Genomic DNA, 12,381 nt, shown 5'->3' on the forward strand with positions numbered 1-12,381 from the left:
TAAACTCCGTATATGGGTACGGAGTCAAGTGATGTGTCATTTTACGGTTGGAGTGACTGAATGATCGGGCAATCTTTATCACTTGGATTATTTTTACAGTCTGAAACGAGTGAGACAAGGCTTTCTTTAAGGTTAAGCAAATCTCTTAACTTATCTTCAATTACTACAAGCTTTTGCTCAGCGAGTTGCTGAACATCTTCACAATTACTAGCACTTAATATTAATAATGATGATATTTCCGCCAACGTAAAACCTAAATACTGTGCACGCTTTATGAACAATACTCTTGAAAGTGCTTGTTCTGTATATTGCCTGTATCCCTGCATTGGTTTAATGGGTTGTTCAAGTAAGCCTTTGCGTTCATAGAAACGAATGGTCTCTACACCAACATTTGCCTCTTTCGCGAGTTTACTTATTGTATACATTGGCTACCTTTAATATTCTCATTAATTCAATAATATACAAAACGTCTAATTAACTCATGCTTTAAAGGAAATATTTACACATTTATTGAAGTGGATAATACGAACTGTTACCTTAAATGCGACAAAGTCGCTCGGTAATTAGACCGACACAATCCCTTGGTAATCACACTAGTACAAGTTACCGCACTTCACGCTCAATAATCTTTCCACTAAGACCACTACAATCGTTCCCTGTAGTGGCAGAATAAACCCGTACACCTTCTTATAATTCGGCTACCAATAGATAACAGTCACAAAGTTAATTAAACACCGGCAAATATTTATTTGGTTTAAATAAGGTAACTGTATATTATTCAATATAATCGGGACAAAATAATTGAGCCGAAGATATTTGGGAATTAATATGACCGTCAGCTCTTATGAAAAAGACCTCGCTATATGTGAACATGTATTTAATCATTTTATTTTAAGTGACCAATTCTTTGGATTTGTCACCATTGGTATCCTTGCAAAGTATGCTAACAAAAATAATGTTTATTCTAGTGATTTTAAATTATTGGTTCGCGAACGAGGTTTTGATTTAAAATCAAAATGTAACGAAAGAGGCGTATACTTCTCTCGCTCGTGCTCCAAGGCTCTCGCAAACAAACATCCAGTTAAATTATTACGATGTGCTGAAATACAATCAGTGATTGCTGAAAGCGGTATAAAGGGGGCTTTATCGCAGTTAAAAATTAAAAGGAGCATAATCGACCAACTCTTTTACGAAATGCTAGGGTCGGTGCAGTACCGAACCAATTTTTTAGAGCTTGGATGGGATATTGCCGACTTACCCCACCTTACCACTCCTCTTTATAAACAGATGGTCAAATACATAGTAAACAATCAGGTTACCGATAAGCATGCATTACGCAATGCAATTGTGAGAGATATGAATGATGGAAAAAAATGGTGGTTGCACGAACATTTAGTGAATACTGACAAGCCTGGCTTCATTTACGTAGCTATGCTGTCAGAGGAAAACAATTTGTATCGGGTTAAAATAGGCCAGACTGAGCGTGAAATAAAAAAACGCCACAGTGAACATCTCAGAGCAAAAAAAGTAAATATCGATACCACGTTTTTGTGTAAATATGTCGAGTCTCCTGTTAAAGAAGAATCCGCTATTTTGTCTTATTTCAGGGAGCATGGGCAGCTGATTAGTGGCAGAGAAGAATTTATCATTAATAATAAGTTGGCAGCGACACTCAAGGACTATTTAGTCAGCGATGTTAGCTTTGCTACTTTCGTTTCTCAAGCACAATAATAGCCTAAAGATGTCCATAAAAGGCGTAGCAGTCCAAATTACAATGGCAAGTTGGCAACTAATCTCTTAGCATGAACGATATTCCCTAATTTCGGGACATAAGGTTTCACTGTCATAATGCAGTGATGATTAAATCTCTTGCACATCCCGATTATTTAGCCCTTACAAGTTGGCTTAAAAATTCCCGTAAACAGAAAGGGTTAACTTTGAGAGATGTTGCTGAAAGAATTGACGAACCATTTCAAACAGTGAGCAAGATTGAAAATGCACAGCGCAATTTAACGATCTTAGAGTACGTAGAGTATTGCAGAGCAATAGAAGTAGATCCGGCAATTGGCTTAGATTTGATCATTAAACTATCGTCAAAGAGAAGATATTGATAGTACACCTTGAGATGGTTTTATCGGTTGCTGCAACAAGGCCTTCTTTTCATAGAATCGAATAGTCTCTACACCCACATTTGCTTCCTTTGCGAGTTTACTTATTGTGTACATATAAAGCCCTAAATAGTTTGACTCACTTACTAAACGAAAAATAGCATCAAGTCATAATTTATACCGAGTTTGCATAAATTCATCACGAGCATCAACAATAACTGATGATGGCAATTCGACAAAGTCGAACGGTAAAAACAACACAACCCCTTGGTCGTCATGCTCAGTCACACCCTAAAGTCGTCTATAAAGAGCCTGATATCACAGAGTTAGCATGGCAGATGTCTTTTTTAAAGAAATCTGCCGTTCACTTCTCCTTTATTTAAGTTTTCTGCCGTGCACAAGTCGATATAAAACAGGCAAGACTATCAATGTCAGCAAAGTAGAAGAAATTATTCCGCCAATGACCACTGTTGCCAAAGGTCGCTGCACTTCTGCTCCCGTTCCCACATTAAGCGCCATTGGCACAAAACCAAGGCTAGCAACCAATGCCGTCATCAGTACCGGCCGCAAACGCGTTAAAGCACCATCAACAATAGAGTTAATTAACTCACCTGTCTCTTCCAGCCTTTGACGGATAAACGACAACATAACCAAACCGTTAAGCACAGCAATGCCAGACAGTGCAATAAAACCAACGCCTGCTGATATAGACAAGGGCATGTCTCTCACCCATAGCGCAAAAACGCCACCTGTTAATGCTAAAGGCACACCGGTGAAAATTATCAATGCATCTTTCACCGAGCCAAAGGCAATGACTAGCAATGCAAGAATTAAGAAAAGCGTCGCTGGGACAACAAGGCTCAATCGCTGACTCGCACTTTCTAACTGCTCGAACGTACCGCCATAATCAACCCAATAACCACTTGGCAATACGACATTTTCTGCTATTTGCATTTTTGCTTCAGTAACAAACGAGCCTAGGTCGCGCTCTCTTACATTCGCCGTTACCACAATACGGCGCTTGGCGTTTTCTCGGCTGATTTGACTGGGTATACTGGCATATTCAAGCGTTGCAACCTCTGCTATAGGCACATAATCACCATCCCCTGTCATAATGGGTATGGTGCCTAGCGTATCAAGATTATTGCGAATATCCTCTGAGTAGCGCACGACTATCTCGAATCGCCTGTCGCCCTCGAATATCAAGCCAGCTTCTTTGCCGCCAATCGATGCGCTTAACCAAGTTTGCAAATCAGTGACATCCAAATTATAACGCGCTAAAGCATAAGGCTTGGGGTTCACAGTAAAGATAGGAATTTCATCAACTTGCTCAACGCGTGCATCCGCAGCGCCGGGTATATCTTGCAGTACCGCTAATATATCACCGGCTGAATCGCGCAGTTTATTTAAATCATCCCCATAAATTTTTATACCTAAGTCGGCTCTAACGCCACTAATTAATTCGTTAAACCGCATTTGGATAGGTTGAGTAAACTCGTAATTATTGCCGGGCACGTTTTGAAGCTCACGCTCCATTTGCTCGACAAATTCGGCTTTAGATAAAGTAGGATCTGGCCATTGGTCGATAGGTTTCAACATCACAAACGTATCGGTAACATTTGGCGGCATCGCATCTGTGGCAACTTCTGCCGTGCCGGTTTTAGCAAAGACAGTGCTCACTTGTGGGTACTGCATAATGACGTCTTCCAGCCTTTTTTGCATATCCACGGCTTGCTCTATGCCAGTGCCGGGCACTCGCATAGCGTGCAAGGCAATATCCCCCTCATCAAGTTGAGGAATAAATTCAGAGCCAAGTCGCATGCTTAGCCAAACGCTTACAACAACCAATAATGTCGCTGAGCCTATTACCAACCAACGTAGTTTAAGCGACCATAAAAGAACCGGACGATACACCGATTTCGCCCCAACTATAATTGGGCTCTCTTTTTCACTGACTTTACCCGACATAAACATCGCAACGGCTGCTGGCACAATAGTGATTGAGAACACCATCGCAGCAAGTAATGCCAAGATAACGGTGGCCGCCATCGGGTGAAACATCTTCCCTTCTACCCCTGTTAAACTAAAAATAGGGATATATACAATGGTAATAATCATCACGCCAAAAAGACTAGGTCGTATTACTTCGTTGGTTGCTTCATATACAACTTCAAGTCTTTCCTTGATGAGCAGCACTGAGCCGGTTCGCCGCTGCGCTTCACTTAAGCGCCTGATACAGTTTTCAACGATGATAACCGCACCATCTACAATTAACCCGAAGTCTAACGCTCCTAAGCTCATTAAGTTTGCGCTTACTCCTGTTTGCACCATCCCTGTTATTGTGGCGAGCATAGCGAGCGGTATCACAGCGGCGGTAATAATAGCTGCTCTTATATTCCCAAGCAGAAGAAACAACACCACAATCACCAGTAATGCGCCCTCAACGAGGTTTTTACGCACGGTATTGATGGCTTTATCTACCAGTGCGGTCCTATCGTAAACGGTTTCTATTATCACACCTTCGGGCAAGCTAGCTTGGATTTCATCCACTTTGTCAGCCACTGCCAAGGCCACAGCACGACTATTTTCACCAATGAGCATCATGGCAGTGCCTAAGACGGTTTCCTTACCCTCTCGTGTCGCAGCCCCCGTTCGAAGCTCTTTACCAATAGCCACTTCGGCAATATCGTTAACGGTCACTGGAGATTGGTTAGTGAGTGTCACCACGACATTACCAATATCTTCAATTGTGGCCAGCTGCGCTTGAGAGCGCACCAGTATTTGTTGACCGTTACGTTCGATATATCCGGCACCTTGATTGGCATTATTTCGCTCCAATGCCCTCACCAGATCGTCAGTGCTCACACCATAATTAAGCATACGTTGAGGATCAGGATTCACATGATATTGCTTGGTAAAGCCGCCAATAGCGTTTACTTCGGTGATACCTTTTACTAAAGCGAGTTGAGGTTTTACCACCCAGTCATGCAGTTCTCGTAGTGCCATCGCATCAAAGTCTCTGCCGTCAGCCGTCAATGTGCCCGGCTCAGCGCTGAGCGTGTACATGTAGATTTCACCCAGACCCGTGGCAATCGGCCCCATTTCTGGCTCGATACCCTCAGGTAGCTGACTTTTAATAATGCCTATCCGCTCATTAATGAGGTTTCTGGCAAAGTACAGGTCGGTGCCTTCTTCAAATACGGCGGTCACTTGAGACAAGCCATAACGAGATAGTGAACGGGTATAATCCAAGTTTGGCAAACCCGCTAAAGCGTTTTCTACCAAAAAGGTGATGCGCTGCTCAGTTTCAAGCGGCGAATAACCAGTTGCTTGTGTATTGATTTGAACTTGGATATTGGTGATATCGGGTACGGCGTCAATAGGCAGCTTTTGATAACTAAATAAGCCAAAACCAATGACTAAAAAACTCAGCATCAAAAATATACCGCGCCTGTCGATTGCAGTGCGAATAATGGAGGCTAGCATGTTAAGCCTCCCTTAGAGCCTTGCAGTAGCAAACATGTATATTCAGGTTGTATTGAGGCATTAATGATCATGACCGGCCTCCGATTTTTCTAGATCTGCTTTGATCAGGTAACTATTTGTAGCCACCACACGCTCACCTATTTCAATGCCGCTTATGACTTCAATATAGCGACCATCAGTTACACCGAGCTGCACGGGTCGTGGTTTATATTCATTATCATGGTTAACAAATACCACTTGCTTTTCTTCATACTCTTGCACGGCAGTCACAGGCACCATATGACTCACGGCCTTGGTGGTTGTCGTTACCTGCGCTTTTACCAAGGTGCCTAATGGCCAATAGCCACTGCTATTGTCAACAGTGACATTAGCAAGCGAATGCGGACTACTATCAGCAGATGGTGTCAGGTAAGCAATTTCAGATAGCTGCTCAAAGTTTGCATGCCTTAATTCAACAGCTTGTCCGACCTTAATTTTGCCGAGGTGCTGCGAGAACACGGTTAATTGTGCCCACACATCCTTGTAGTTGGCTAAGGAAAAAAGTACTTGTCCGTTTGATAACTCACCATTGTTGGCATGCCGAGCTATTACGTTGCCATCAAATGGAGATGTAATTGAGTAGCTTTTTAAACTCTCATTTGATTCTACGACCGCTAAAATATCTCCTTTTTTAACGGTGTCGCCAATGTTGACTTTGACATCTTTGATCACACCGTCAAAACGCGCTCTGATATGACTCAAAGAAGCAGGATCTGCACTTATTCGGCCATAAAGTGTGGTCGAGAGTGCAATGTCGCCAGCAATAACATTTGTGGTAGTAATGCCATTTTGCAAAGCAGTCTCGTCGCTCATCGCAACGACTTCACCAGCGTGTTTATCATCCTCATGAGAATCACCGTCTGCGTGTTTGTCTCCCGCGCTCACCGCCCCATGTATCATCATTAGCGTGATGCTTAAAACGAGTACTTTTAATATTGTGAATGTTTTTAATAGAGTAAATTTATTCATGATAGTTACTTCTTATCGAAATGTTTGATGGCTGCTGCATAGTGATGTCGTGCGCTAGCTTTTTGGAAGCGTTGCTCTTTGCAGTATCCGTTTTTGCAGTGCTGCTTTGTGAAGCCTTAAGTGCGAGACCGGTAAGCGTTTCAATTTCTGTTTTGCTTAGGTGCACTTGAGACGCCGCCTCAATTAATGTCAGGCGCGTATTTAAGAACTCTTGTCGAGTAGATACCCACTCCAAATAGCTAAACCGGCCATCTAAATAGGCGCTTTCGACTAACTCCAAGGCTTCTGTAAGAGGCGGTATGACAGTTTGTTGGATAGCGTCAACCTCTAATAATGCGCGGGTGTGCTCACCTAAGGCTTGATTAACTGAATGTAAAAGACTGCGCACATTACTCTGTTTTTGCACCTCTATTGCATCAAGGCGAGCTTTTTGCGCCTCGTATTCACCTAAGTTTCGTTTTTGTTGAAACAATGGCACGCTGATCCCGGCTATTAAAGCAGTTTCATCAATACCTTGTATTCGTCGAATACCCGCCGACCACTCAATGTCAGCTCGATTATTGGCTTGCACTAATCTGAGCTGTGCTGCTTGAACACGGCTTTGTTTTGCAAACAAGTCTATATGCGGACTGCTTTGGATAGCGGCAGAAAGCATCTCGAATGACCCAATGTCTTGAAACGCAAAAAGCTTACCTTCCACACGCTTAAAAGTGGGCGTTTGTTCGCCCCACATGGTGGCAAGACTGCGCAGTGCAAATTGAAGACCTTCTTGAGCTAATTTAACATCGAGTTTTGCTTGGGCTAGCGCTGCTTGGGCGCGTTTTTGCTCTAGCAATGGTGACGCGCCTGCATCAACGCGCTTAGAAACTGCGTTATAGGTATAGAGTGCAAGTGTCTCTGCATCGTTTTGCACGTCTAAGGTGGCTTGCAATACAAGTGCATCGATGTACCGACGATTCAGCTCGCCAAGGACATCCAATGTGCGTATTTTCTTTTCCACCTCTTGTTGTATTTTACGCTCAGAGAGTACGTCCAATCTTGCGCTAGGCTTGTCGTTGAGCTGTAGTACAGATGACAAGGTCAAACTGACTTCGAGCTCCTTAATGCCCGACACCTCGCCGGTTCCCATAAAGTTTTCTAGTTCAATCCCAGCATTCAGTGCGGGTTTAAGCGCGGCAGTTTTTGATTCACCGTCAATCACTCGCTGTCTAAATTCAAACTCATACAAACTTGGATTATTGGCAAGTGTAAGTCTGATTGTATCTTCAAGGCTCAGCGTTTCTCGTACGGGCGCTTGAACACCTTCATCTAAATAGCGACTAGTTTGCACCGCTTGTGCGGCAATTGGACTCAATGTTAAGCCCAGCATGCAAGCAAACGCAATGGCGCGTGCATGCACAAAAATATGAAACATTTTCATTAGAATATCCTAATAATTTATCAATATTCAGTGACGCGCTTTTTCTCAGCGAGACACTATCGAAAGCGATATTAGGATAGTGTTTTGGGTGGGCGTAGTAATCGGTTGATGGGTGCGTCGATAATCGCATCCAAATAATTAAAGTTGTGGGTAGACACCACAGATTGTAGATTGTTGATGTCGTGCTGGCCTAACCACTGCGCATGCGTACCGTGGCAGTGGCCACAATGATGGCAATCGGCAGGGTTATGGTGATCTGCTTTTGCTGACTCACCAAGCACTTTAGTTGGCATATCATTTGAAGCTTGATTGTGCTCTGAATGCTGATGTTCATGTTGCAAATGTTGTGTGTCTATTGCATGAAAATCTAACGAATTGGCCACAGCAGAAAACGACTGAAAGAGTATCAGCGAGATCATGATGTAACTTATTCGTTTTAAATTTTTCATAAGTGCCAGTCTACCAAGCCTATTTCACTTCGTCACGACATTGTTCGTCAGCAAATTCCAGCTCTACTGTGGTATGTTCAAAATGATACTTTGCTAATGAGCTTTGTATGCCCTCTTTCAATGACTGTATGTGCTCAACACTGACTTCTCCTTCCAACACAAGGTGGACAGTCATCACATTGCGCTCTCCGTCTAAAGACCAAATATGAAAATGATGGAGGTCGCTTATCTTATCGTTTGCAAGCAAGTCGTTTCGGATTTTTGACATTTGCTCTTCATCTGGCGTTGCCTGTAAAAATAGCATCAGGGTTTCTTTTAGGTTACGAAACACATTGAAGAGGATGAACAAAGTAAAGCCAATGGACAGGATGGGATCTAAAATCGCCCAAGGCTTAAACATTAAGACGATGGATACAATAAATACGGCAACCCAACCGAGAACATCTTCTAGCAAATGCCAATTAAGCACGCGCTCATTTAATGACGTTCCTTCGCTTAGTTTATAAGCGGCGAAACCGTTTACTGCCATACCAAAAATAGATAAGGCTAACATCCCCTCTACTTGTGGCATTTCAGGCACAGCCAAACGTGGGATTGCTTCAAACAATATCCAAATAGAACCTACCGTGAGCACTAAACCGTTAATCAACGCGCCCAATAAAGAAAAGCGCTTATATCCATATGAGAAGGTTTTATTAGCTGATTTATCGCTAAGTTTGTTCAATCCCCAAGCTGTGCCAATTGACAAACTATCGCCGAGGTCATGCACCGCGTCTGCCATGATAGCGGTGCTGTTGGTTAGCCAACCACCGATAAACTCGATGATGGTGAACACCACATTTAAAAAGAACGCCCAGCCAATGCGCCTTGATGCATCGTCTGAATTTCCATCTGAGTGCGTATGGCTATGTGAATGATTATGACTGTGCATGTTTGATCTTATCCAAGATTACTTTATTTGCAGGTGAAAGCGGCATGGGTTTGAACGGGCTTACACTTGCCCCGCCCGTATTGCCCTCCGGCAACAAGCCAATAGCCGTTTTGGTAACAGCACCAATCAGCCTGAAGAGCTGCCCGAAGACTTCTATAAAGTCCTTACGTTTTAATCCAAACTTGAGCATTTCATAGTGTACTCGGGTATGGTGATAAGTTGAATGTTGCCCAATCACATGTGCATCTTCCAATGCTGTAAATCCAGCCTCATCATCTTTGTCAGTAAATAATTTATGTGCTTCATTCAATTTCTGGGTTACGTAAGGCTTTGCTGCTTGCGTAAAATTCATAAAACTTCTCCATTAGATGCGCTGTTACTACGAAGTTCTTGCTTGGCATCTTTTAAGATTAAGATTGCACCCCGCAAGACGATAATTGAAACAATAAAGCCAATCACTAAATCAGGCCAGCGAGTGTCAAATAGATAAACCGTCACTCCCGCTACAATTACGCCCACGTTGGCAATAACGTCATTCGCCGAGAAAATCCAACTCGCTCGCATATGTACTTCGCCACTCTTCTGTTTTCTAATGATTGCTAAACATATAACGTTAGCGATTAAGGCAACAAAACCCATCCCCATCATTAACAATGACTCGGGGTCACTGCCTAATATCGAACGACGAGCAATATCTAATAAAATAATAAGGCCTAGAATCAATTGAAAATATCCGCTAATTTTTGCGGCATTTGCTTTGTGAATGATGGTTTTACCCACTGCATAAATACCAATGCCATACACCACCGCATCCGCAAGCATATCCAATGAATCAGCAATAAGCGCTGTTGAGTCAGCCAATAACCCTACACTCATTTCAACAACGAACATAACGGCATTAATGCCTAATAACCAATACAACACCCTTTTTTGTTCTTGGTCTTTGATTTCAATGTCGCACCCACAGCCGCTCATAAAAACACTCGCTTTACTGACTTATGACACAAGTGTAAACTCTATACTTGGTATAGAGTCAAGCGCATTAGGTAAAGTAAAATGAAAATAGGACAGTTAGCAGATAAAACGGGCTTAAGTATTCAAACTATTCGCTTTTATGAACGAAAGGCGTTGTTAGCAGCACCACAGCGCACGCAATCGAATTATCGAAGTTATTCGGACGAAGCACTAAAGCAGTTGCTGTTTATTAAGCAATGCCGTTCGCTAGATATGACGATTGAAGAGATTAGCTTAGTTCTTGAAACACGAGCGAAACCGGACAATAGTTGTGAAACCGTCAATGCTACGATTGACAAACACATTGACGATATCGAACAACGGATAACGGAGTTAAACGCACTGCGTAGATCTCTCGTTTCCGTTCGCTCGACATGTGCTGATAATAAAAAAGTCAAAGAATGCGGCGTTTTACATCAACTAGAAAGCATTGCTGAAACCCGTACAACACCTAAAAATATCATTTGATAATATTAGCGGGGATGGAGATGTTCGGTGCGAAAAATATTTGCTACTTGGTCACTATTTTATCTGTTTAAATTTCATCTTGGTAAAATCGTAAGTCTTTCTCAGGTTCGATGACACCTATCGTGTTCTTGGGTATCGACTGAAAAAAACAATTAAAATAGGCAACATCAGGATGGCGGCTGCGATGAAATCTATTTGTGCCCTTTCGCTTCTTATAGACTGTAGTTTTTTGTTCTAATACATTTCCGTCTTCAGTCACAATCGAGATAAGTAATTGTCCGTTAGCGTCTACGTTGTGGTATTTTGAGCGCATTTCCCCCCAAACTCGCCATAACCCATTTTGTTTATTTATTGATACCCAATCAACAGACCATTGTTGGTTTGACATATCTTTTATGGTCGTCATTCTAGTAGAACTACTGCAAGAAGCGAGTACGATAGAGAGCATTAAAATAATAAATAGCATACTTATTTTAGGCTTTTCTAAATCACTAAATGGATTTGTTGAGATACTCTTTTGCATATCTGCTCCTTTAAATCTAGCTGAATTGAAAAAGCATTGCGATTTCATCAAGTTTGAATGTACACATATCTAAAGTTGTGTAGTCACGGATTAATTACGTCATTTGTAACCGCTCTGATATTGCCATTTTTTTCGATATGAAAATAAATGACGGTATCGCTAATGATATTCGTTGCACTAATAATAAAGCTTTTATCTACTTTTTTAACCGTCTTTAAATTATGTCTTGTAACTGATTTCCAACTAGCATCAAGCTTTCCTACTTCATAACCAAAGTCCTTAAATGTATGCTGTTTGACTGATTTATTAACTATGTTAAGCGCGGTTTCTTCAGTAATATCATTGTGTCCTTCATGTGCAAATGCAGCGCAGTGCCCAATCAATGTCATTATTAATATTATGTTTACAATCACTTTCATTCTGTAGGCCTCTCGTTGATTTCTATTTAAGTCCGATAACAGTGAATTGCCCTTTAACAATCATTTGGATTGCTACAGGCTTGTCAGTTTTATTCTTCCAATACCAGCCATGTGAGCCAGTAAAGGGTGCTGTGAAACTACCTTTCATCTCAGATAAAGTCGCTATTGCGTAGCTCTCAAAATATCCTGTTGCGTCGTTTTCAGGCTCACCGTGCAAATCAAAATAAAGTGGTTCACCATCAGTTAGCCACTCGTATGTCATCTTGTGGTGTTGCAACATCTTAAATTTATATTCAATGCCTTTACCCGCAGGAACCGTTACTTCAATTACTTTCTGCCCCTGTTCGTCAGCGACAAAGCTTGATCCTGTTCCTGACGATTCATCGTCATGATGCGCTAGAGCGGTTAAACCTAGTCTATGACCTATATGTGTCGGATCGATGTTGTATTCTGCTGGCAGAATAAAACACACAAATACCACAGCTGCGATGATGGTGGCGAAAATAGTCGACTTTACTAATGTTTTTGTACTTACTACATGTTGTGTCATTTCAA

Annotated in this window: 14 protein-coding genes and 1 pseudogene; 3 read left to right on the top strand and 12 right to left on the bottom strand. The window is 42.0% G+C overall.

Annotation, left to right across the window (positions count from 1 at the left end; genetic code table 11):
• Nucleotides 1-41: 41 nt before the first annotated feature.
• The gene (locus Q4561_RS02960; RefSeq protein ID WP_303457490.1) at nt 42-425 is read right to left on the bottom strand and encodes a MerR family transcriptional regulator; all 384 of its coding nucleotides are present in this window, start codon (nt 423-425) and stop codon (nt 42-44) included.
• A 403-nt stretch (nt 426-828) separates the two neighbouring features.
• Here Q4561_RS02960 and Q4561_RS02965 point away from each other — a divergent pair, with 403 nt between their 5' ends.
• Nucleotides 829-1,731: a GIY-YIG nuclease family protein gene (locus tag Q4561_RS02965; protein ID WP_032094204.1), complete on the top strand. Its 903-nt coding sequence runs from the start codon at nt 829-831 to the stop codon at nt 1,729-1,731.
• 125 nt (nt 1,732-1,856) lie between these two features.
• On the top strand, nt 1,857-2,111 hold the full coding sequence (locus Q4561_RS02970; protein ID WP_032094205.1) for a helix-turn-helix transcriptional regulator: 255 nt from the start codon (nt 1,857-1,859) through the stop codon (nt 2,109-2,111).
• 6 nt (nt 2,112-2,117) lie between these two features.
• Here Q4561_RS02970 and Q4561_RS02975 read toward each other — a convergent pair.
• From Q4561_RS02975 to Q4561_RS03010, 8 genes and pseudogenes are all read right to left on the bottom strand, one after another.
• Nucleotides 2,118-2,225: pseudogene (locus Q4561_RS02975) on the bottom strand (MerR family DNA-binding transcriptional regulator); the annotation flags it as partial.
• Between the two features lie 258 nt (nt 2,226-2,483).
• Nucleotides 2,484-5,594 (bottom strand): efflux RND transporter permease subunit, encoded by a 3,111-nt coding sequence (locus tag Q4561_RS02980; protein WP_303457491.1) that lies wholly within the window; start codon nt 5,592-5,594, stop codon nt 2,484-2,486.
• A 60-nt stretch (nt 5,595-5,654) separates the two neighbouring features.
• Entirely contained in the window at nt 5,655-6,602 is a 948-nt protein-coding gene (locus tag Q4561_RS02985) for an efflux RND transporter periplasmic adaptor subunit (RefSeq protein WP_303457492.1), read from the bottom strand.
• On the bottom strand, nt 6,595-8,022 hold the full coding sequence (locus Q4561_RS02990; RefSeq protein WP_032094208.1) for a TolC family protein: 1,428 nt from the start codon (nt 8,020-8,022) through the stop codon (nt 6,595-6,597). The genes Q4561_RS02985 and Q4561_RS02990 overlap by 8 nt, the downstream gene beginning before the upstream one ends.
• Before the next feature lie 71 nt (nt 8,023-8,093).
• The gene (locus tag Q4561_RS02995) at nt 8,094-8,471 is read right to left on the bottom strand and encodes a hypothetical protein (protein ID WP_032094209.1); all 378 of its coding nucleotides are present in this window, start codon (nt 8,469-8,471) and stop codon (nt 8,094-8,096) included.
• A gap of 19 nt (nt 8,472-8,490) precedes the next feature.
• Nucleotides 8,491-9,402 carry a cation diffusion facilitator family transporter gene (locus Q4561_RS03000; protein WP_032094210.1) on the bottom strand — a complete coding sequence of 304 codons (912 nt, stop codon included), beginning with the start codon at nt 9,400-9,402 and terminating at the stop codon, nt 8,491-8,493.
• Complete coding sequence (locus Q4561_RS03005; RefSeq protein ID WP_303457495.1) at nt 9,389-9,754, bottom strand: DUF3703 domain-containing protein; 366 nt, start codon at nt 9,752-9,754, stop codon at nt 9,389-9,391. Before Q4561_RS03005 ends, Q4561_RS03000 begins: the two co-directional genes overlap by 14 nt.
• The gene (locus Q4561_RS03010; RefSeq protein WP_303457497.1) at nt 9,751-10,377 is read right to left on the bottom strand and encodes a cation transporter; all 627 of its coding nucleotides are present in this window, start codon (nt 10,375-10,377) and stop codon (nt 9,751-9,753) included. Before Q4561_RS03010 ends, Q4561_RS03005 begins: the two co-directional genes overlap by 4 nt.
• 81 nt (nt 10,378-10,458) lie before the next feature.
• Between Q4561_RS03010 and cadR the strand changes: the two genes are divergently transcribed.
• Nucleotides 10,459-10,884: a Cd(II)/Pb(II)-responsive transcriptional regulator gene (cadR, locus tag Q4561_RS03015; protein ID WP_303457498.1), complete on the top strand. Its 426-nt coding sequence runs from the start codon at nt 10,459-10,461 to the stop codon at nt 10,882-10,884.
• Nucleotides 10,885-10,951: 67 nt separating this feature from the next.
• Here cadR and Q4561_RS03020 read toward each other — a convergent pair whose 3' ends face one another.
• From Q4561_RS03020 to Q4561_RS03030, 3 genes are all read right to left on the bottom strand, one after another.
• On the bottom strand, nt 10,952-11,407 hold the full coding sequence (locus Q4561_RS03020; protein ID WP_303457501.1) for a hypothetical protein: 456 nt from the start codon (nt 11,405-11,407) through the stop codon (nt 10,952-10,954).
• Between the two features lie 83 nt (nt 11,408-11,490).
• A complete protein-coding gene (locus Q4561_RS03025; protein WP_303457503.1) occupies nt 11,491-11,826 on the bottom strand; it encodes a DUF6488 family protein in 336 nt (111 codons plus the stop codon).
• A 22-nt stretch (nt 11,827-11,848) separates the two neighbouring features.
• Nucleotides 11,849-12,376 (bottom strand): hypothetical protein, encoded by a 528-nt coding sequence (locus Q4561_RS03030; RefSeq protein WP_303457504.1) that lies wholly within the window; start codon nt 12,374-12,376, stop codon nt 11,849-11,851.
• Nucleotides 12,377-12,381 lie beyond the last annotated feature (5 nt).

Source organism: Alteromonas sp. 1_MG-2023, from assembly GCF_030547075.1.
In the GTDB taxonomy this organism is placed as follows: Bacteria; Pseudomonadota; Gammaproteobacteria; order Enterobacterales; family Alteromonadaceae; genus Alteromonas.